Origin of the sequence: uncultured Stenotrophomonas sp. (genome assembly GCF_945952405.1) — a bacterium.
In the GTDB taxonomy this organism is placed as follows: domain Bacteria; phylum Pseudomonadota; class Gammaproteobacteria; order Xanthomonadales; family Xanthomonadaceae; genus Stenotrophomonas.
In genome coordinates this window covers 154,759-174,306 of sequence record NZ_CAMFIA010000006.1, presented here as the reverse complement: position 1 = coordinate 174,306, position 19,548 = coordinate 154,759, and the positions used below count along the sequence as shown (strand labels likewise).

The 19,548-nt window shown below is 61.2% G+C and carries 19 protein-coding genes and 1 pseudogene; 16 read left to right on the top strand and 4 right to left on the bottom strand.

Translation table 11 applies throughout. The features are described 5' to 3' along the window. The first annotated feature begins 75 nt into the window (after window positions 1-75). The 5 genes from Q0P60_RS08565 to Q0P60_RS08545 all read left to right on the top strand — a co-directional run bounded on the left by Q0P60_RS08565 (window position 76) and on the right by Q0P60_RS08545 (window position 7,124). A complete protein-coding gene (locus Q0P60_RS08565; protein WP_294991080.1) occupies window positions 76-2,532 on the top strand; it encodes a TonB-dependent receptor in 2,457 nt (818 codons plus the stop codon). Between the two features lie 70 nt (window positions 2,533-2,602). After that, window positions 2,603-4,462 (top strand): PepSY-associated TM helix domain-containing protein, encoded by a 1,860-nt coding sequence (locus Q0P60_RS08560; protein ID WP_294991077.1) that lies wholly within the window; start codon window positions 2,603-2,605, stop codon window positions 4,460-4,462. A 252-nt stretch (window positions 4,463-4,714) separates the two neighbouring features. After that, window positions 4,715-5,893 (top strand): hypothetical protein, encoded by a 1,179-nt coding sequence (locus tag Q0P60_RS08555; RefSeq protein WP_294991074.1) that lies wholly within the window; start codon window positions 4,715-4,717, stop codon window positions 5,891-5,893. Between the two features lie 119 nt (window positions 5,894-6,012). Next, a complete protein-coding gene (locus Q0P60_RS08550; RefSeq protein ID WP_294991071.1) occupies window positions 6,013-6,468 on the top strand; it encodes a hypothetical protein in 456 nt (151 codons plus the stop codon). Further along, a complete protein-coding gene (locus tag Q0P60_RS08545; RefSeq protein WP_294991068.1) occupies window positions 6,465-7,124 on the top strand; it encodes a hypothetical protein in 660 nt (219 codons plus the stop codon). Before Q0P60_RS08550 ends, Q0P60_RS08545 begins: the two co-directional genes overlap by 4 nt. Window positions 7,125-7,586: 462 nt before the next feature. Here Q0P60_RS08545 and Q0P60_RS08540 read toward each other — a convergent pair whose 3' ends face one another. Beyond that, entirely contained in the window at window positions 7,587-7,976 is a 390-nt protein-coding gene (locus Q0P60_RS08540; RefSeq protein WP_294991364.1) for a DUF3693 domain-containing protein, read from the bottom strand. Between the two features lie 194 nt (window positions 7,977-8,170). Between Q0P60_RS08540 and Q0P60_RS08535 the strand changes: the two genes are divergently transcribed. The 9 genes from Q0P60_RS08535 to Q0P60_RS08495 all read left to right on the top strand — a co-directional run bounded on the left by Q0P60_RS08535 (window position 8,171) and on the right by Q0P60_RS08495 (window position 13,615). Continuing rightward, entirely contained in the window at window positions 8,171-8,446 is a 276-nt protein-coding gene (locus Q0P60_RS08535; protein ID WP_294991065.1) for a hypothetical protein, read from the top strand. Continuing rightward, the gene (locus Q0P60_RS08530; RefSeq protein ID WP_294991062.1) at window positions 8,443-8,619 is read left to right on the top strand and encodes a hypothetical protein; all 177 of its coding nucleotides are present in this window, start codon (window positions 8,443-8,445) and stop codon (window positions 8,617-8,619) included. Before Q0P60_RS08535 ends, Q0P60_RS08530 begins: the two co-directional genes overlap by 4 nt. Next, complete coding sequence (locus Q0P60_RS08525) at window positions 8,609-9,715, top strand: replication initiation factor domain-containing protein (RefSeq protein ID WP_294991059.1); 1,107 nt, start codon at window positions 8,609-8,611, stop codon at window positions 9,713-9,715. The genes Q0P60_RS08530 and Q0P60_RS08525 overlap by 11 nt, the downstream gene beginning before the upstream one ends. A 4-nt stretch (window positions 9,716-9,719) precedes the next feature. After that, window positions 9,720-10,025, top strand: coding sequence for a single-stranded DNA-binding protein (locus Q0P60_RS08520; protein ID WP_294991056.1), 306 nt, complete (start codon window positions 9,720-9,722; stop codon window positions 10,023-10,025). 41 nt (window positions 10,026-10,066) lie between these two features. Beyond that, window positions 10,067-10,267, top strand: coding sequence for a hypothetical protein (locus tag Q0P60_RS08515; protein WP_294991053.1), 201 nt, complete (start codon window positions 10,067-10,069; stop codon window positions 10,265-10,267). 4 nt (window positions 10,268-10,271) lie between these two features. Further along, window positions 10,272-10,511 carry a hypothetical protein gene (locus Q0P60_RS08510; RefSeq protein ID WP_294991048.1) on the top strand — a complete coding sequence of 80 codons (240 nt, stop codon included), beginning with the start codon at window positions 10,272-10,274 and terminating at the stop codon, window positions 10,509-10,511. Between the two features lie 313 nt (window positions 10,512-10,824). After that, window positions 10,825-12,108: an A coat protein gene (locus Q0P60_RS08505; protein ID WP_294991043.1), complete on the top strand. Its 1,284-nt coding sequence runs from the start codon at window positions 10,825-10,827 to the stop codon at window positions 12,106-12,108. Beyond that, a complete protein-coding gene (locus tag Q0P60_RS08500) occupies window positions 12,108-12,425 on the top strand; it encodes a DUF2523 family protein (RefSeq protein ID WP_294991040.1) in 318 nt (105 codons plus the stop codon). The genes Q0P60_RS08505 and Q0P60_RS08500 overlap by 1 nt, the downstream gene beginning before the upstream one ends. Then, window positions 12,422-13,615 (top strand): zonular occludens toxin domain-containing protein, encoded by a 1,194-nt coding sequence (locus Q0P60_RS08495; RefSeq protein WP_294991037.1) that lies wholly within the window; start codon window positions 12,422-12,424, stop codon window positions 13,613-13,615. Before Q0P60_RS08500 ends, Q0P60_RS08495 begins: the two co-directional genes overlap by 4 nt. 425 nt (window positions 13,616-14,040) lie before the next feature. Here Q0P60_RS08495 and Q0P60_RS08490 read toward each other — a convergent pair whose 3' ends face one another. Further along, entirely contained in the window at window positions 14,041-14,439 is a 399-nt protein-coding gene (locus tag Q0P60_RS08490; RefSeq protein WP_294991360.1) for a DUF3653 domain-containing protein, read from the bottom strand. Between the two features lie 1,051 nt (window positions 14,440-15,490). Between Q0P60_RS08490 and Q0P60_RS08485 the strand changes: the two genes are divergently transcribed. Further along, entirely contained in the window at window positions 15,491-15,820 is a 330-nt protein-coding gene (locus Q0P60_RS08485) for a YegP family protein (RefSeq protein WP_294991034.1), read from the top strand. A gap of 809 nt (window positions 15,821-16,629) precedes the next feature. Here Q0P60_RS08485 and Q0P60_RS08480 read toward each other — a convergent pair. Both Q0P60_RS08480 and Q0P60_RS08475 read right to left on the bottom strand, forming a co-directional pair. Beyond that, entirely contained in the window at window positions 16,630-17,544 is a 915-nt protein-coding gene (locus Q0P60_RS08480) for a hypothetical protein (RefSeq protein WP_294991031.1), read from the bottom strand. A gap of 66 nt (window positions 17,545-17,610) precedes the next feature. After that, on the bottom strand, window positions 17,611-18,777 hold the full coding sequence (locus Q0P60_RS08475; protein WP_294991028.1) for a HEPN-associated N-terminal domain-containing protein: 1,167 nt from the start codon (window positions 18,775-18,777) through the stop codon (window positions 17,611-17,613). A 385-nt stretch (window positions 18,778-19,162) separates the two neighbouring features. Here Q0P60_RS08475 and Q0P60_RS08470 point away from each other — a divergent pair. Then, window positions 19,163-19,545: pseudogene (locus tag Q0P60_RS08470) on the top strand (IS21 family transposase); the annotation flags it as partial. Window positions 19,546-19,548: the final 3 nt, after the last annotated feature.

The window sequence follows — 19,548 nt, the reverse complement described above, 5'->3', positions numbered from 1 at the left end:
CCACCCCATCCCCATTTTCCGTTTACCCCAGTGAGGCCAGTGGTGGCCAAGCATGATGGAGCGGCAATGGGGTACATGAAGATCAAGCGCGCACTCGTGGTCCGCGCGTTCACTACGGGGGTTCAGGCCAAGCGGCTGCCGCTGCTGGCACTGTGCATTGCCAGCGCGCTGGCAGCGCCGGCCATCGCACAGGCGCAAGCGGCCGCGCGCATGCAGTTCCATATTCCGGCTCAACCGCTGGATGCCGCACTGCGCAGCTTCTCCGAGCAGTCCCGGCAGCAGGTGCTGTTCAGTGAATCGGCGGTGGCAGGCCGGCGGTCCCCGGCGTTGAGCGGCAATTACACGCCCCAGGAAGCCCTGGCGCGCTTGCTGGAAGGGAGTGGGGTGCGTGTCAACGCCACGCGTCCGGGCGTGTTCACGCTGGCACAGGAAGCGGCGTCACCTGGCCGCGGCAAAGACACCCAGACCACCCTGCAGACGGTGAACGTGACCGCCAATGCCCCGAGCGATGGCACGTACACGGCACGAGAGCTGAGCCTGGGCAAGCTCGGCCAGAGTATCCGGCAGACCCCGCAATCGGTCAGCGTGATCACCCGGCAGCAGCTGGACGACCGCAACCTCACCACCCTGGACGAGGCGCTGGCGCAGACCACCGGCGTGACCAAGACCGCCCGCAACTTCGGCAACCACAAGTTCTCGATCCGCGGCTTCACCGTGGACGACAGCAACTATCTGGTCGATGGCGTGGCCGGCATCGTCTATGCCCCTGTGGGCTGGCTGCCCATCGATACCGCCGTGTTGGAACGGATTGAAGTGCTGCGCGGTGCCGGCGGCATGATGCTGGGCGCGGCCGACCCCAGCGGCGCGATCAACATGGTCCGCAAGCGCCCGCGCGACCAGGCCCACCTTGATCTGGCGGCAACCCTCGGCTCATGGGACAACTACCGCGTCGAGGTTGATGGCGGTGGGCCGCTCAATGCCACAGGCAGCGTGCGCGGCCGGCTCGTCGCCGCCTACCAGGACCGCGACTACTTCCAGCGCGGGACCTCATCGAAGGCGCCGCTCGCCTATGGCGTGATCGATGCTGACCTGGGCCCGGATACCACGCTGACCTTCGGCCTGCGTCACCAGGCCAATGACACCGACGGCTACTGGCTGTTCGGCCTGCCGCGCTATACCGATGGTGGCGCTCTGGACATCAAGCGTTCCACCTCACTCATCCAGGACTGGAATTGGCAGGAGGGCTCCGTTGACGAAGCTTTCGCCGAGGCCGAGCATCGCTTCAACGAGCGCTGGAAGGCGCGTCTTTCGGTGAACCGCACCGAATCGGACGTGGACCAGCGCGTAGCGGTTCCGCTGGGCGGAGTGGATCGGGCCACCGGCATCGGTTCGCGCTTCTATGACATCTACTTCAACCGCTCGCGCGTGCGCAGCGATGGCATCGACCTGCACACCACCGGAAGTTTCGAAGCCTTCGGCCGCAGCCACCAGCTGCTGCTGGGCGCGATGTGGTCGCGCCAGCGTACCCGCCAGAGCTCGGCGGACCTGGCCATCGACGTGCCGATCGATGTCTACGCACCGGACCACAGCGCCATTGCGCAGCCGCTGCAGCCGGCATGGGACTGGGCAGAAAACGCCCGCGCCCAGCAGAGCGGTGTGTACAGCAACCTGCGGCTGCAGCTGGCAGCGCCGCTGCACCTGACGCTGGGCGGCCGGCTGAGCTGGGTCAAGTACCAGTCCCGTGATGGCTTCAGCGGAGCCAAGAGTCGCGACTACGAACAGAAGCACGAGTTCACCCCCTACGCGGGCCTGGTCTACGATCTGGGCCCGCAGTGGTCGGTCTACGCCAGCTACGCCGATACCTTCCAGCCGCAGAGCTCGTACGTGACCTCGTCCGGTGCGGTGCTGGACCCGGCCATCGGCGCCAACTACGAGCTGGGCGTGAAGGGTGAATTGAACGATGGGCGCCTGAACGTCTCCGCTGCGGTGTTCTCCATCCGCAAGACCGGCAACGCCGTGGTGGACGAATCCGACCCGGGCAGCTGCCGTGGCTCCCTGGCTTCGTCCGATTGCTATCGCAATGGCGGGAAGCTGCGCAGCAAGGGCTTTGAACTGGAAGCCAGCGGCGAACTGGCACCCGGCTGGCAGATGATGGCCGGCTATACCCACGTCACCAGCCGCGACGACGAGGGCGCGACCATCAGCGCCGAGACGCCCCGGCACCTGTTGCGCCTGTCGACGTCCTACCAGCTGCCCGGCAGGTGGAATGCGTTCTCCGTGGGCGGCGGTGTCTCGGCGCAGAGCAGCTATTCCTACCCGGCGTACGACGATCCGGACTGGCGGATGGGCGCGGCGGGGCGCGCCGTGTGGGACCTGCGTGCCGGCTACCGGATCAATCCACGCTGGAGCGTTGGCCTCAACGTGGCCAATCTGTTCGACACGCGCTACTACGCGATGGTCAGCCAGATCCGCCGCGGCAACTTCTTCGGCGAACCCCGCAACGTGATGCTGACGCTGCGCGGATCGCTGTGATCATCCGCTACCGGCGTGGCAACGGCATGCGTGGCATGGGCACGGCATGAAATCAGGCTTCCGCCAAAGCATGTCGTGGCTGCACACCTGGTGTGGCCTTACCTGCGGCTGGCTGCTGTGCGCGATCTTCCTGACCGGCACACTCAGCGTGTTCCGCGAGCCGATCACGCGATGGATGGAGGCCGGCCCTGTGCCGGCCTCCTCTGTGGTCCCGGATGCGGGTACGCAGGCGGCGCGTGCGCAGCACTGGCTGGCTGGAAATGCCAGCGAGGCGCAGGCGTGGGCGATTCGCTGGCCTGCCCAGCAGGGTTGGCCGCTGGCGCTGTCATGGCAGGATCGCGATGGCACCACTCACGAGCGCTGGCTGGATGCCCGAACGGGCGCGCCGCACCCTCGGCCTCGTCTTCGGGACACCGAAGGCGGGCGCCATTTCATGTCCTTCCATTACACCCTGCATGGCGGCATGGCCGGCTACTGGCTGGTCGGCTGGATCACGGCCTGCATGTTGCTGGCACTGGTGTCCGGCGTGGTGGTGCACAAGCGCATCTTCAAGGACTTCTTCACCTTCCGCCCTGGCAAGGGCCAGCGCAGTTGGCTGGACGCGCACAACCTGAGTGCCGTGCTGACCCTGCCGTTCCTGTTCATGATCGGCTACACGGGACTGACGTTCTTCTACAGCAGCTATCTTCCGTGGCCTGTGCGGGCGGCCTATGGCGATGCGGAGGATGCCTATGCGCGCTATGAACACGAACTGGCACCTGCGCAGCCCGTCGCGGGCGCCGTCCTGGTGGCCGGCGCCCGCCTGCCGGACCTGCCGGTCCTGCTGGCGCGGGCACACGCCGTCAGCGGTCAGCCGCCGGCACAGGTCATCATCCAGGCGCCGGGTACGGTACACAGCGTGGTGGAAGTGGAGGGCCGCAAGCTGCTGGGGAATGCTGACAGGCACCTGTTGAGCGAGAGCAGCCGGGTGATCTTCGATGCGGCCAGCGGCGCACTGCTGCAGCAGCATGTGCCGCATCCGGAGCAGCGGGGTGCGGCGCAGGTACACCAGACCATCGAAGCACTGCACAAGGCGGACTTCGGCGGCTGGGCAGTGAAGTGGCTGTATTTCATCAGCGGACTGCTGGGCACGGCGATGATTGCCATTGGCACGCTGCTGTTTTCTCTCAAGCGGCGCAAGCGCAGTGAGCACGAGTTCGGCGCCGCTACGGCGGGCATCTACCGCTGCGTGGAAGCGTTCAACGTGGCATCGCTGGCCGGGGTGGCACTGGCCAGTATCGCCTACCTGCACGGCAATCGGCTGCTGCCACTGGAAATGAGCGATCGCAGCGCCTGGGAAATACGCATCTTCCTCGCGGCCTGTGCCGCCTCCGTGGTGCACGCGCTGTGGCGTCCGCCACGACTGGCCTGGATCGAGCAGTTGTGGCTGGCCGCAGCGCTGTGCCTGGCGCTGCCACTGGTGAATCTGGCAACCACCGGGCAGGGGCTGCTGATGTATCTGCAGCAGGGCGCATGGCAACAGGCGGGCGTGGAGCTGGTCGCACTGGCATTCGGGCTGATGCTGGCAAGAATGGCCGTGATGCTGCAGCGCCGTTGGCCGCGGGCGCAGGAGGCCGCGCGCCCTGCCAAGCCCGTGGCCGGGCAGGGCGCGGCCCATCGCTGGCAGGTGACCAGCCGGGTGCTGGCCGCCTCGGTGGGCACCTACGTGTTCAGCGCGCTCACCGCGACAGCACTGGCGCTGCTGTTGCCGGCACTGCTGAAGGTCGGGGCGGCTATCCCCGTCCTGAGCAGTTCATTGCTGGGTTTCGTGCTGATGGTTGCTGTCGCCGTGGGTGTCTTCAGCGCCCGTAGCGTGGGGAGGGTGTGGCTGGGTCTTGTTGGGGGGAGTGCCCTCATGGGGCTGCTGGTGGCCGTTCTGCGGCCAGGGTGAGGGCAGGGGGCTGGGAGGACAGGCTCCTGGACGGGATCATGCCTGATATGGTTTCGCCAGCATGTATATTCGCCTCTGGCCAGAAGCCGGTGTCGATCAGGGCTGATTGCCCAGTATCAGATCGAGCCCCTTCTACTGCACGGGGCGGCGAACGCCGTCCGTTGTTGTTCGCAACGCGCTACGCGATGAAATGTCCTGCATCGAAACTGACCTCAGGGGGTCGTCATGTCTCGATTCAAAAGGCTGTGTCTGGTGTTGATTGCCACTGTGCTGATGGGCGGTTGCAGCACATTCCGCAACGTTGTCTACACTCAGGATGAGCGGCGTACCGAGCAGCCTGCGTTCTTCATGGACCGACGCGGGGATCTCTATCCATCTGGCGATGTATACGTAAGCAAGTGGGGCGTGTTGGGGCACCGTTTCAAGGAAGCCAACCTTGAGGCACATTTTCGGCGGCAGGCGCGCCGGCAATCACCGGATTGGCAGCAGCTTCTCCGCAGTACCGGGGTACAAGCGACCGGAAACTTCGAGAGCGACTGGAACTCAGTGCAGAACGTGCTGGTGCGCCGGGCCGCTGAAACGTTCAAGCACGAGGGGGCTGGCGACGTACTGCTGGTAGTGCATGGTTTCAACAACGGTTTCAGCAAAGCCAACGAGTGGCTCGACCCCTTCCAGGATCACATCCGGCACGCGCATCCCGGCACGCATGTTGTGCGGATGTACTGGGATGGGCTGTCCAACAGGACTGGAATTGGTATCTGGGGGGAGGCTCAGTACAACGGCCCCCACGTGGGGCAGTCGCTTCGGCGCATCCTGAACCAACTGGATTCAGGCACCAGACTGCGTATCTTTACACATAGCTCCGGGGCCTACGTCGTTGTCAATGCTCTCGGCAACGGTGGTGCGAGCTTCCAGGACTTCAGCGATAGAAGATGGAGCGAACAGATCCGCACCCGCGCAGGGCAGACGGAAGGTGAGTACGCGATCCCCACCCGAATTGCGGATCTCCGGGTAGCCATGCTGGTGCCTGCGCAACCCACCACCGCGTTTGATCGGTTTACCCAGAACAAACAGCAGGGCGAAGGATTGGCAGGGGTGATTCCAACGCTTCTGATCCTGGGCACGAGCGCGCAGGATTCAGCCACGACGAAGCACTTTGTCGGATGCGACAAATTCGGAGTTACCTGCATGGCAACTCAGCCAAAGAGCGCATGCAGTGAGGTCAGAACTGCGCTGGAGCGGCCTGGGCAACGAGCGCCTGTGGTCATTGTCGACTTCCCACGGCCGAGCGGCGGTGATCGACACAAGCATGGTGTCACCGCCTACATGAAAGACACCCAGGAATGGGGTCGGCTCATCGGAAAGCTCCTTGGTCCCGCAGGGGGCGAGGGGACATCGGCACATGCCGGCAGCGTGCCGATCTGCTCCTAGCCGACGACCCCGCATGCCGCTCGGATTCGGGCAGCCCGCATTGCGGGGCTGCCTCACGTTAGAATCAAGCTGGAAACTGACGCCCCGGTCAACGCGGGCCTCCATCAGGACGACCGACCATGGATGATGAGCTGGAAGCCGAAGCCGTTCTTGAGTTGATTGTTGAGCACCTGGACGCATTCAATGCTGCCGGGCAGGAGCAGCCCGAAGGTCTCGCACAGCTTTCAGGGGCCGTCCGCGCCGCCATTGCTGATCATCCGGACGACGTGCCTGGACAGGCCGCAGCCGCATTGGCCGTTGTAGCGGCCTATGGCACATTGATCGACCAGGAAGAATTCGATGAGACCCTCTCGCAACTGCGCAGGATCGAAGGGCTGCAGTCGATTCAAGACGTGAACTACCTCATTCCGGGCCCACGTGGGGAGATCGAATGGTCACTGCGTGGGCAGCTGCCTAAGAAGCAGGACATCCGTCTTGATGAGAATGAGCGACTGGCCATTTCCCGGTTTATTGGATCGGCGCTGGACTGGGATTTTGAGCCGCCAGAGAATCAGGGCGGAGGCCCCCGGCCATGACAACACTCAGCAAGGCTACGCTACTTAAAGCACTGCAGCTGGCGGTGAAACGCGCAGGCATTGTGGCCTCGTCAAGCAACTGGGCGCAAGGCAAAGCGTATGAACTGAAGGTGCTCACGCACATCGTGAACCTGCTGGACGCGACGGATGGTTACACGCTCTGGTGCACGCCGAATGTCGATACGCAGCTTACCTTCGGAGGTGGGCCGTGCAAGCCGGATGCCTCCAAGTATGACTTCATCACGGTGCGGGACGGAATGAAGCACCACGAACTCTGGATCTCCGTGCAGTTCACGACATTGAGCTACAGGAGGGGCGGTTCCATTGCGCCGCCCAAATGCTCGGACCTTCACGAGCTGGATATTGGGCTGTATGAAGGGCCTTTGGGCTCCAGCTACCCCAGTTACGAAGAGGTGGTCTTTGCGGCCTCCTGCAAGGCTGGAACATGGCACAAGATGCAGGCTCGCGAAGCTCTCGGACTTCGGCGTGAGCTGGGCTTTCTCTCGGAAGAATTGCCCAGCCTTGCGCAGTGGTTTGAAGCTGAGGTCCCAACCAATCCTGCTTCGCCACTGGCGCTGTACTCGCGCGATATCAACTCAGTCAAGTATGCCGGGTCACTTTCTTCGCTAGGCCTCTATGTAAAGCACTACCCCTGAGCCAAACGGCTGGCTTGGAACTACCCAGCGCTCAACGCGTGCTGCAGAGCGGGGCAGGGAGGACGGAATGCTCACAACAGCCACCGGACCCTCCCGCCTCGGCGTGTTCAAATGGTGCATCCACGGGGCGCGCAGCGTTCAGATGGCGCGCCCGCTGAGTCGCCGGTGTCTGAGTCCAGGACTAGATGGCGAGTCCCAATGCAGTTCCGAACACCCATTTGCGTGACGCGTCACGCTGGGCGTTGGATGGGAAGGACCTTCCGGGCAGCGTGAGTGCGCCTGAGCAACGCTCCAAAAAAGCGCCTTGCGGTCTACGTGCGTTTGCGGCAGAGCCACAAGCGCACTGGCGAGGCCTTTCCTGCGGACAGATCCGGGCTGCTAGCAGACGGATCGGCGTCGGGCCAGCTATCAACACCCATGGTCACACCGGGCAAGGGCCGGCCAGGGTGCGATGACGCACAATCAAGCGCCAAGGCTGAGCAGGTGTCGAGGCTGAGGCAGGAAGCGTGGCTGTCCCTCATTGTGGCGAGAACATAATATACAGACTGCGGCACTACCCTGATCCAAGCCTTTGATTTCAATCACCTTTGCGCGTGCGACGCCTGGTGCTGCGAACACTACCAGCACCAGCACTGCCGCCGCCGCGCTTAGCCTGTCCAAGACCGACCTCCACACCCGGCGCTCCACCGGAGAGGTCGCACGCTCCGCGTGAATCCTCGCGAGCCAGACAGCGCCATCCAGCTTTCCCAGCTCGCAAAGCTGCGCAATTCGCTCGTCTGAAAGCCCGGCAACGCCCTTTCGGGCTTGGTGCAGGGTCTGCCGCTGAATTCCCAGTTTCGTCGCCAAAGCCATGTCGGACGGGAGTCCCGACCGTTCCCGCACTGCGTCTAACAGCTCTGCAAGGGCGTTCATGTGATGAGTCCTATTGACACGACGTGATGGGATGAGTTTACATGCGCCGCGTGATGTAGATGCATCACACCCGCCAGTCGCTCCCCAAGACCGCTGGCGGGTTCTCTTGGGGCTTGGGGAAGGGGGTAGGGCATATGGATGCACTCGTTACCGCCGCGCTGCTGGGTTCCGTCGCAGCCGTTTCACTGGGACTGGTCAAGTTGGCTTCGTGGTGCGCCGGCCGGGTAGGGGAGAGTTCCCGCCGTGCTGCAGGTGAAGCGGCCTTCGTAGCCCAGGCACGCGCCGAACTGGCCGCAACCGGCTGGACCGCAAATCACGAAACCCTCTATCAGGCCGAAATCGCCGCCACCAAGTGCGGTGATCTTCTGGCCGCAGCCCGATTTGCCGAACAGCAGGAGCGCGCCGCATGAGTAGGTATCCCTCATTCGCCGAGCTGGCGGAGTTCGATATGGGCCTCGCGGTAGTCGCTGTGTTCGTGTCGCTCGTCGTGGGCGGAGCCATCGTCTCCATCGTCATCGAACAGGCTTGGTTGGCGATTCGTCGCCTGTGGAAGCTCGGGAAGGAGCGCTCCAATGGTCGGTGATCGCGCGGTGCTGGCCGAGTCGGGACTCCCCGCGTCTAACAGGGGAGTCAGTGAATTCAGGAACGCTGAGGGAACCCTGACGGTCGGCATCGACTGGTTCTCCGCCTCTATCGACCTGCGCGCAGCGCTGGACGAACTGGCCTTCCGTGATGGAGACAGCTTCGAGGAAGTGCGCCAGTGGATCGAGTTCTCCTCGGACAACGCCCGCATTGCGGCCCTGCAGGTGTTCTGCTGGTTCTTCGCCGGTCTTGGCCTTGAACTGGATGAAACCGTGGGCGGCGGTCGCTTCTACACCTGGCGCATCAAGATCATCGACGCGTCCAAGAAGTTCGTCGGCATGATCGAACTCGGAGGCGAGGATTGCCGTCGCGCAGATGGCACCTATACCGCCCGCATCGAATTGACCGGTGACGGATGCACGGCGATAGGCGCAGCGCGCTGCGGCCATGCGAAGCGGTGGCTGGAGCTTCGAGCGAAGCTCGAAAGCTGCGCCGGAAGGATCACCCGTGTGGATGTGTGCGCCGATGACCTGATTGGCGACTATCCGCTGCGCCTCGCACAGAAGTGGTACGAAGAAGGCGAGTTCAACAACCGCGGCCAGCGCCCCAAGGCGCAGTTGGTGGACGACTACGACAGCGGCGACGGCAAGACGTTCTACGTCGGCGGGAAGAAGTCTGAAAAGCAGCTGCGGGTGTATGAGAAGGGCAGGGAACAGGGCGACAAGAGTTCGCCGTGGGTGCGCTACGAAGCGCAGTTCCGCAACTCCAACCGCAAAGAACTGCCGCTCGACATTCTGCGCGACCCGGCCTCCTACCTGCTCGGCGCCTATCCGGTCTTGTCCTTTCTGCGCTGCGTTGCCACGCGCATCGAAATCACGAAAGCCGCAGTTGAGGCGACGTGGAAGAGCGTGCGTCGCCACATCCGCCGCCAGTACGGTGCGGCCCTCAACTTCATCGCCAAGAACTGCCCTGACGATCAGTCATTGCGGGCGGTAATCGAATCCTGCACTTCGCCATCGCTGCCGAAGTGGGTCACAGGTGACACCGCAGCGCAGTGGCCCGAAATCGCGGCCGTACAGCCAACCTCAAAGGGGTAACGAAATGCAGAACGTCATCAAGGTCACCGTCCTGTCGTCCAGCGTTGATGAGCGCGGGGGCAGCTTCAAGAACGACGCGGGTGAGAACGTCGAGTACACCACGCGCAAGCAGAAAGCCAAGCTTGAAACGGGTGGCTTCGCGTACCCGTATGACGTGCGCCTGGACAAGGGCCAGCAACCCTACGCAGAGGGTGAGTACGAACTGGACGTCACCGCAATGGCTCAGGTGAACAAGGGCGTTCTGTCGCTGAGCAAGTTCACCGTCCTGCGCATGGTGCCGAAGGCGCCGCCGCGCGCAGCGGCGCCGTGATCGCGTCGAACTGCTCTCGCCACAACTGAAGGGGGTGACCCGTGGCGAAGGTTCTGATGTGCATCCAGTTCAACGAATCGACCAAGCAGTGCGAAGAGCAGGCATGGGTTGATCAGTCGGATTGGACAACGTATTTGCCCACGGTGGAACAGGCCACTGCCGTGGGAGGTGTGTACTTCGTTGGCCTTATGACACTGGCAGTCCTCAAGGGACTGTTGAACCCAAAAATCGTGGAGGAGTGAGCGCATGACCCGCAACAGCATTAATGGCCTGTTGGCCACCCTGAGCAACAAGGCCAAGTCCGCAGCCATCGTCACCGGCAGCACCCTGGCAGTTTCCCCCGCGTTCGCGTTCGCCGCAGGCGATTTCGACGGCGTCGAGGTCATCGCCAAGGTCGTCACGTACACCGCGGTTGGTGTGTCGATGGTCGGCGCGTTCATCCTCGGCCGCTGGACGCTGAAGGCCCTGGGCGTGATCGGCAAGTAATGCCGACTGAAGCTTGACCAGATGGGGGAGGGGAGACCCTCCCCCTTTTCATATGGAGGGGGTATGGAAGGCTTGATTGTTCTGATTTTCATGATGCACGCGGCTCACGTTTCCGCATCGGGCTGGAACTGACATGAGGGGCCTCCTTCTCATTCTGTGCATTGCGGCCACGCTTGCTCTTGCCGCTGTTCCGAGGGGCGCCCAGGCTCAAACTACGGACCAGCCCTGCAGGGGCGAGCGGTGCGATCAGGGGGAAGCCTACTCAGCGTGTATGAAGTACCCAGTGGGCCGGGAAACTAAACGCAGGTGCGACGTGTTCGGTCCGTTCTCAGGTGGTGACGGCAGCTATCACCTTGTGTACTGGTACCGGAACGACAGCAACGAAGAGATTGGGCCTGTCAACAGCGTCAACAATTTTCTGTTCCAGCAATCGTGCAAGAAGCGGAACACCGAATTTCCCCCAGGAAATGCGGCGCCTTGGTACAACGAGCCTGCAACCTGCATCAGTGGATGCAAGATCACCGGCAACGTCTTTAGCCAGGCTAACGGCGGAGTAAAGGTCTACGGCATGACCGATCGCACCTATACGGGCGAGGTCTGTGATTCGCCAAAGACCGGTAACGACATTGGTCCTGACCGGAACAAGGAGGCTGAGGCCAAGCCGAAGGGTGATGAATGCACTGCACTTGGGGGTGGTCAGACCGCATGCGCCAAGCCAAACGGCGATCATTGCGCTACGTCCTCAACTGGAAAGACGTTCTGCTGGAAGCCGAGCGAAACGGGCCAGAAGACCGACGGGCCAGATGCACAGACCAAGGGCGAGAAGGGCAAGCCCGTGCTGCCACCTACGCATACCGATCCGTCAAAGGAGTATCAGCGCAAAGAGGGGCACCAACAGACGGTGTGCATGAACAACTCTTGCGCGACATACAACGTCACCAACTACGGCGAGACCTCGAAGGGGACGGCGAAGAATTCAACCGGCGACAACGCTGCTGACGGCACAGGGAACACCAGCGGTAACGGTACGCCGGGCAAGGGTAGTGGTAGTGGTAGCGGCGGAAAAGAGGGGGAGGGGGACTCAGCGTCTGACAGCGGCAACTGCGAACAAGCGCCTGCTTGCGTGGGAGATACGCTCAAGTGTTTGCATCTGAAGTTCACGTGGAAGATTCAATGCAACACCAAGGGGTCGGAGATCAGCAAGGGGAACGGGTGCAGTGACACAGACGTTCCCGTCTGCGCAGGTTCGAGCTGCAAGGCGGAAGCGTATGCCCAGGTCCTTCAACAGTGGAAACAGCGGTGTGCAGTGGAAGCAATGGGGCAGGGCATGGCCGAGCGTGCTGGCAAGATCGGCAATCCTGACGATGAGGGGGTTGTTGATGGAATCTGGATCAAGCAGGGCAACGGAAGTGGTCCGAAGCTGCGGCAGGATCTGATTAGCGTCGGCGGGGGTGGCTCGTTGTTTCCAGACATTACGCTGGAGGGGCAGAAGTGGGAGATTCCCTCGCAATTCTGGGACATTGTTGCCGGCGTGCGAATGCTGATCATTGCTGCTGCCACGGTGATGGCAATGTTCATCGTAGGGAGGAACATCTGATGTTCGAGTGGGCAAAGTCGTTTGCTGACAATTTTTTCGCAAACTCCGCCGATGCGATTCACAAGCTGGTAAAGCTCAAGGCCGCGATCTGGCTTGGACGGATTCTCTCCGCTGTCGGGCTTGGCTTCGCGGCGCAGCATTTCATCTACAACCCTCTCATTGAGTACGCGCAGAACGCGTGGTCTTCGATCCCTGCGAGCATTGCCAATTGGGTTCACGCCTTTGGCATCGACTCGGCTGTGTCCATCATCCTTAGCGCCTACGGCATTCGCGGTGCTGAGCGCATCTTCATTCAGCGCAGGAATCAGAGCCAATGATCGGTGATACTGCTTCAATCTCGTTGCTCACGGGCTTGCCCGGCGCTGGAAAATCGCTGCGAATGGCTGAGGCGATCAGCAAGTTGGTTGAGAAGGGTGAGCATGTCTTCGCCTGCAACATCGATGGCTTGAAGATTGCTGGTGTTACGCTGTGGGAGGACGCGAAGAAGTGGCGTGAGCTACCCCCCGGATCTATCCTGTTCGTTGATGAAGCTCAGGCTTTCTTTCCAGAGCGACGTGGCGGTGATGCGCCTGATTTCGTGCGCATGAACAAGATTCGCCATGATGGAATTCGCCTTGTCCTGGCGACTCAGCAGCCCAATTACCTTGACACCTACCTCCGCGGCCTGGTGGGTTATCACGAGCACCTCCTTAGGCGCTCTGGAAAGCAGGAAAGCTTCCTCTTCCGTGAGAATCAAGTCATGGACGTCGTGCGGCAGAAGCTCGCCACGATCAAGCGCAACTACGATTACGAGATATACAAGTTCAAGCCGCGCTACTTCGCTTGCTATGACTCGGCGCAGACCCATCAGATCAAGTACCAGATGCCAGCGCTGGTCAAACGGGCATTGATGATTCTGCCAATTGCTGCACTCTTGGGCGTCGGCGCTTGGTATACCGTTTTCCGTGATAGCAGTCTCGCGCAGGCTGCGCCCGCCGAGGTAAAGGCGCCGTCCTCGACGGCGCCGGCATCGGCGGGCGCAGCGGGCGCGGAACGCGGCAGGGTTCAGGTGAAAAGCGCCGAGGGCTATGTGCAGAGCATCACGCCCCTCGTATCGGATGTGCCTTGGTCGGCACCGGCCTATCTCGATAGGCCTATCGTTTCGGATCCGCACTTGTACTGCATGAGCACCGACAATTCCTGTCGATGCGTGACGGATCAGGGAACCAAGCCGGTGGTCACCGTTCGGGATGACGTGTGCCGCGACATTGCCCGCTGGGGTGAGCCGTACAACCCCTTCAAGGCGCCGGCCGGGAATAGGGGAGAGCAGCGATCCGATGGGGGCGAAACGCGTAGCACGTCCACGTCGTCAGAGGGGGCTAATCGCTCGCAGGTCCAGCAAAGCGGCCCAGGCATTCAAGGGGGCATTGTGAGCCGTCAGCAACGCGCAATGGGAAGCTTCCCCGAGTCGCCGCAGCACACGTCAGCGAGCTATATGACGACGCCCGCTATTCCGTCCAAGCTGTAATTTGCGTGACGCATCACGGCTCGCACGGAATGGACCGCCCGTTCTGCGTTAACGATTCGATACCTTGTTCGGTGCGAATCAGGTATACCCCACCTCGGCAGGAGACGTTGTCCGGCACCGCCATGATGCTTTCGGGAAGAACTCTTCGGGCATTCTCTTGCTCAAGTTCAACTTGCCAACTCGGCTTCGGTGCCGCCCGCTGCGGTGGCACCGGGATGGTCTCATGCTCAGGACATGCACGCCGATCGTTTCGTTCCTGAGCAAGGACGCCTCGGGTTGCCATCAGGGCGAACCCAGTGCCGACCAGTGCCATTGCCAGAATGCCGCTAGCTACTTGCCATCCAGCCTTATCCATGTGCGCCCCTGTGATCGTCCTGCGCGCATTCTAGCCGGGGTGTAGGGGCGGCGCCCCTACGGCGAACGCCTCACACGCGCTGGCGTGGTCTTGGCCCCGGTGTCGGCAGGATTGCTGTAGGTGGTTCGGCGTCGGGGCCAGCCATCACCCCGGTAGACCGCCTTGCGCGGCGCCGGGCAATCTCGGCCAGATCAACGATGCCGGCCTGCCCAAACGGGCGCCGTTTGCCGCCTCGGGCCTGCTCCATCATTCGCCGCCATTCCTGCGCCTGCGCTGCCAGCAATGAGATCCATGCTAGATCTTCCGGCAGTAGCTCGCGGCCTTCGGGGGTGACCAGTCGGCCATGCTTAAATGCAAAACCGGCCCAAGGGCCGGTTAGGTTGCGGTCACGCACAATCAGGCTCCATGCCAGGTAAGGAGCCGAGGCTGACGCAAGAATTGCGCCAGCCAGCCCCGCAGCAAAGAACATAATATACATTATGCGCAATTGCATCAGGCGCTTTGGTCAGCGCTGGTCCTTCTTCGTCGGCTGATTGACGTTGAACGGCCGCCCCCGCTGCAGCAGACATTCGCCCCGATTGCTACGAAAGTTCGCCCCCCAATTACTGGCTTGCCCAAAGAGACGCCCCCGAGACTTCTGCGCGAACAAGAATTCGCCCCTTGCTCCGCTGAACATTGTGGTATCCGCGCCTTCTGCTTCACCAATTCGGTAGCTTCGACACACCCGGCGACGGTCTGCCTCAAATCTGACGGCCTCAACTGCCGAGTTCTCGACAGATTTCAAGGCTGCCTCCCCGTAGCGTTGATGGGCCTGCTGCTGCATGCATTGCATTCTAAGGACATGACCGTAGTCATGATTCCACAATTGCTCCATGCACCAAAACACGATCAGGGTGAGGAACCTGGCGCCTAGTGCTGACGTCCTTCGCATGCAGCCATACTGCCCGCAACTGGCCTTTGCCACGACCAGAAATTTGCGAAATAGCGATGAATGCAGCTGCCGTGTCCGCACTCAACCTGGGCTGCGTCAGATACCATGTGATCTGCACCAGATGCGGCTGCGGAGTACTCCCCAATGAACGAAACTGATCGGTCGATCATGGTCATCGCCTTGGTCATCGCCGTCTGGGCCTCTTGGTTTACAGGCTGGGCGATCTGGCTGGCAAATAGAGCGCGTCGTAGAAAGCTCCTTCGAAGTGAATGAGCTCAGGAGGCGTCGCGCCGCGATCGCTGGTTGGCGCGACCCCCAGAGGTGATCATCCCGGGCCGTGCCTGTACTGTGGTCACTTGCTTCGTGCATCGACCCTAGAGTAGTGTTGGGACAACAAAGCTTTCTGAATCAATAATTTACTTCGCATAACGCATCTTATGTTTGTCAGGGCGATGTAAATGTCGATATGGCTTCGGTTTTTGCCGGATGCTGCCGATCTTTCGTCGAGGTGCGGCTTTCCCTGATAGACACTCAGGATTTCCTCTGACAGATTCGCTTGGCCAATCCAGGCGCAGCTAGGGAAACTTGCATGGCAGCTCTATATGTACTGAGTCGTTCGGGAATGCAGTACCGCTTTGTCCTTAAGGCCGGCAACAACGAGATCATCCTCACCAGTGAATTGTACGCCTCCAAGCAAGGGGCACTGACTGGAATTGCTTCAGTCAAGGCGAACTCTCCTGACGATTCGCGCTATGAGCGCAAGAACGCGGTAAACGGCCAGCCGATGTTCAACCTCAAGGCCGCTAATGGCGAGCGCATTGGTACCAGTGAGACCTACTCTTCCACCCAAGCCCGCGAGGCAGGAATTCAGGCTGTTAAGAACAACGGGCCAACTGCGCCAGTTGACGACCAGGCTTGAGTTCCAAATGGGGAGCGTGCCGCTCCCCATTCTCGGCTACCCCGCCCTGCCCTGGGGTGCCTGCCACACCCACCGGCCAAAGATACAGATGAGGTATCTGTGCAGCGGATAGCTGCCGAGCAGGTGGGCGCGGGCATGAGCGCAATATCAGATGGCGCTCTTGCCGAGGACGACGATAAGCTATACTACGTGTACCTGATCTCGTGTCGCGGACCGTCAAGCACATACGTAAAGATTGGCTTGTCCTGCAATCTCAAGCGCCGAATTTCCGAGATTGAAACTGGGTGCCCTTACAGGATCCTGCAACTCCAACAGCTCCGAAACGCGCTGAGTCGAGCAAAAAGCCTTGATGTTCGGCTTCCATCGCCGTTCTCCACATGCGCCGTAAGAGGCCGCATAGCGCACTGGCGCTCTTGCGCAGGTTGGCGCCATCGAGTGCAGCATAGTCTTCGGCCAGCGCAGGCCATATCCGTGCAAGATCCGATTCAAGATCCCTGAGAAGATTCTCAAGCGTCCAGTCTCGCTCCCCTGTCCCGATAGCCGGCGAATAGAGGTATCGCTGGCCACAGACATTCCTGATGTTCGTTAGCTTCTCATCCCCATCTGACTCGTCTCTCGAAAATATCCAGACTTTCGGTTGCTTGGTCTTGCGAGTCTCCGACGTTGCGTAGTAGCGCAATTAGAACTTCGGAACCCAGTGCTGGTTCTTGGGACGATTCTGCGTGATGGCTTGGCGAGACATGTAAGAGACTTGATCCTAATAGGGCTGGAACGGCGGCTCCCGCCGCACCTGCGATTTCGTGCCGCCACTAGCCGCCGAGCGGGCGCCGATTCCAGATCTCACTGCTATTCCGGAAAGTATTCCAGTCGCGATCATCGTCGACCCTAAGCCTCCCAATCCTGGGCTGACCACTTTCAAACATCCATTGCGAACAAGAGATAATCCTTTCTATTGCGTCAACGATCACCATGCGTGGCGACCGCTTCGCCAGATGCAACGCGACTATTTCCTTTCTCTCCTCGTTGAAAAGGAGGGTTGTGATAACCGGCTCCGACGTCATAAGGCGAATCTGGCCATCAACTGGCGTGTAGACGCTCCACGCGTAAACGTCCAGCTTCATCAGGTCCAACAGTAAGTGGATGCAAGTGTGCAACCAACGCCCGAATCCTGACATACCATTGCGCGACAGGATTTCGCGAGCAGACCAAGGACACAATCCGCGGTCGATATGGCCGCCAAGACGATTACGGATAACCGACAAGTCACCCTTGGGGTCAATGGGAACCAAACTCACGAACTCAGTCTTGATCTTCGACACCTGGGACACCGTAGCCTTGTCCAGCCAGCGCTTCGCGTCCGCATCGCCGGCGATCTGATTGCACAGATTCACTATCGTCACTGCTAGGGAGTGAAGCGGAACCGAAAACTGTTTCAGCTGGCGCCTTCGCCGATCAGCATCTTGGTGCATTGAAGCATTTTCAAGTGCAAGTTCGATGTCGCGCAGTGCTTCTAGGCAATGCCATAGCTTCCTCGCAAGCTCATTGGCGGGATACCAGTCAGGCGTCTCGTGATTATCGTCGAGTGCGTCGACGATCGAGCGTTCTTCTGTGTCTTCATAGATCGGCATCCCCTTTTGGGTTGCTGACGATTTCTCTTCTAAGCCCATATCCGCTCCCGACGCCAGTCCGCCGACGCTACACTCCTGCCGAATGCCGGCAGTCATCTTTCTGACTACACCACGATTCAGTCTCATGCTTCGAGACTTAGAGTCGAGAGGGGCGGAGTGCGGTTACTGTCCCGACCGGACCCTCCTGGCGTGCCTGTACTCTACCCCGTGGAAAGACTGATCGAGACCGCGTTCTGAGGGGAAGACAACCAAGTTTCTGCCACCCTCGCGTACGGAACTCGGAAAGACCAGGCCTTCTAGAGTCGCCTTTCCCCCCTGCTTGAACACTTGCGCCAGATACTCACAGACTACTTGCGAAGGCACGTACTCCACGTGTTCCTGACCGTTCTTGATCACCGGCTTGGAGATCGCGTCCACGAAACCCCCAGCGAACAGCAGTTTCTCGCGCTCATTCTTATTCTCCAGGTCGAACACCGATGGCGGTGGCGGCAGGCGCGTCAAATCGATCACCAGCAATGGCTCGGTCAGCTCGAAGGTCGCCATGAACGTCGCTTCGGTCTTGGCGGTCGACTTCCCGATCTCCCGCAGCGCGGTCTTGGTGTCGAACGCGACATACAGGTACGGAATGCCCGCCGGATTCATGCGTCCTGCACGCGCCTTGTCGAAGGGAGGTGCTCCCAACTCCTTGGCGCACGGGCTCCAGGCATCCCCCCTCTCCTTCATGCGCGCCCGAAACACCCGCGTGCCCTCCGGGACCTGCCTGACGTAAGGGCGGAGGCGATTGCCCAGCACGCCCAGCATGTGGCGTGGCTCGACGTCCTGCGCGCCAGCCGTGGAGATCTCGCCCACGGAACCGAAGTGGAATCGCGTCTTGTGCTTGATCACCTCGACAAAAGACGCCCACGACCCAAGCATTACCTCGTGATCGTGAGCCGACGCCCAATGACCATCCACTGCGGCCACCCAGCCGTTTCCCATGTCCGCATCGACGATGTCGGCGATGAGATCCGGGTGGCCATCGAAACCCAGGCCGTAGAAGACCTCCTGGATGTCGATCGGATCGATCACGAATCCGCGATCCCACGGCACGCCGGCGTCCGTAGGTTCGTGGTAGTAAGTCCACACTGCGGCATACACGGCTTCCTGCAGCGCTTCGACTGCCGCGACCTTCCTCCTGTTTCCGCAGTAATCGCACCTGCCTGATCGTGCCGCGTCCCGCACGATCCGCTTCAGTGCCGAATCGTCGACGCAGCCTGAACAAACTACCTTGTCTACGCCGCTCCAGCCACGCTCTTCGGCCTCCATCCAATCGGTCTTGACCTGGCCCATTCGGATCACCCAGCGATGTTCGCCCTAGCATAGCCTTGGGTGTCAGCAACAGACCATAGGTCGCCAGTTGCCTACGTGTTCTGAGCCCGAGCGGTGCCGGGGTCCACTCAGACCTCGGGAGGCGGGGCAGCAGCCGGTCGGGCGCCTCTCGGTCGCTACGGGCCAACAGCAGCGTGGCGCTGACATCGCGTGTCAAGAACGATGCCTACTACGGCTCTCGGTCACGAATGACTACTGAAGCCCCCTCCAACGCTGTTGGCACCACACAATCGGCCATGAACAGCAGCCATGATTCTTCGGGCCCGCGGTCCCGCCAAAACTGGGCATGGTTGAGCTGCACAGTGTTGCCAGAGGCCTGCCCCCATCACTGGTCCGACGAAAAAACCCGGTACGAACCGGCACCACCTCGCTTCTCGCGTTTCAGCGCAACGGCTACAGCGTGCAGTGTGAGCACGTCCGCGCCTTGACGAGGCTACGGATCTACTCGTTCGAGCTGGCTATGGAAGTAAGCAATGCGGTCATCGCCCGCCACTGCCGCAGCTTCGAGCTGCCACCGGGGTCACCACGAATGGCAGCACTACATGGCGCTGGTCCAGCGCAAGCCCGGGCTCTGCGTGACGGCGCACTGTCCCGCACCATTGCCCAGCCGCTGCGCTAATTGCAGAATCCCCACTTCGCCACCCTCACGGCGACCGCGCGATGACAAAGATCCTGGCCGTCCTGGTCCACGGTCTCGAAGCGGGTCTGGTGGCGGCGGAGCTGGTGCTGTAG

Bases quoted from the DNA above. Each gene is read 5' to 3' on its own strand.
- Q0P60_RS08535 (WP_294991065.1), top strand. From the start codon at position 8,171: ATGGATGCACTCGTTACCGCCGCGCTGCTGGGTTCCGTCGCAGCCGTT.
- Q0P60_RS08550 (WP_294991071.1), top strand. From the start codon at position 6,013: ATGGATGATGAGCTGGAAGCCGAAGCCGTTCTTGAGTTGATTGTTGAG.
- Q0P60_RS08500 (WP_294991040.1), top strand. From the start codon at position 12,108: ATGTTCGAGTGGGCAAAGTCGTTTGCTGACAATTTTTTCGCAAACTCC.
- Q0P60_RS08540 (WP_294991364.1), bottom strand. From the start codon at position 7,976: ATGGCTTTGGCGACGAAACTGGGAATTCAGCGGCAGACCCTGCACCAA.
- Q0P60_RS08560 (WP_294991077.1), top strand. From the start codon at position 2,603: ATGTCGTGGCTGCACACCTGGTGTGGCCTTACCTGCGGCTGGCTGCTG.
- Q0P60_RS08530 (WP_294991062.1), top strand. From the start codon at position 8,443: ATGAGTAGGTATCCCTCATTCGCCGAGCTGGCGGAGTTCGATATGGGC.
- Q0P60_RS08480 (WP_294991031.1), bottom strand. From the start codon at position 17,544: ATGACTGCCGGCATTCGGCAGGAGTGTAGCGTCGGCGGACTGGCGTCG.
- Q0P60_RS08490 (WP_294991360.1), bottom strand. From the start codon at position 14,439: ATGTTCTTTGCTGCGGGGCTGGCTGGCGCAATTCTTGCGTCAGCCTCG.
- Q0P60_RS08525 (WP_294991059.1), top strand. From the start codon at position 8,609: ATGGTCGGTGATCGCGCGGTGCTGGCCGAGTCGGGACTCCCCGCGTCT.
- Q0P60_RS08510 (WP_294991048.1), top strand. From the start codon at position 10,272: ATGACCCGCAACAGCATTAATGGCCTGTTGGCCACCCTGAGCAACAAG.
- Q0P60_RS08565 (WP_294991080.1), top strand. From the start codon at position 76: ATGAAGATCAAGCGCGCACTCGTGGTCCGCGCGTTCACTACGGGGGTT.
- Q0P60_RS08475 (WP_294991028.1), bottom strand. From the start codon at position 18,777: ATGGGCCAGGTCAAGACCGATTGGATGGAGGCCGAAGAGCGTGGCTGG.
- Q0P60_RS08545 (WP_294991068.1), top strand. From the start codon at position 6,465: ATGACAACACTCAGCAAGGCTACGCTACTTAAAGCACTGCAGCTGGCG.
- Q0P60_RS08495 (WP_294991037.1), top strand. From the start codon at position 12,422: ATGATCGGTGATACTGCTTCAATCTCGTTGCTCACGGGCTTGCCCGGC.
- Q0P60_RS08485 (WP_294991034.1), top strand. From the start codon at position 15,491: ATGGCAGCTCTATATGTACTGAGTCGTTCGGGAATGCAGTACCGCTTT.
- Q0P60_RS08520 (WP_294991056.1), top strand. From the start codon at position 9,720: ATGCAGAACGTCATCAAGGTCACCGTCCTGTCGTCCAGCGTTGATGAG.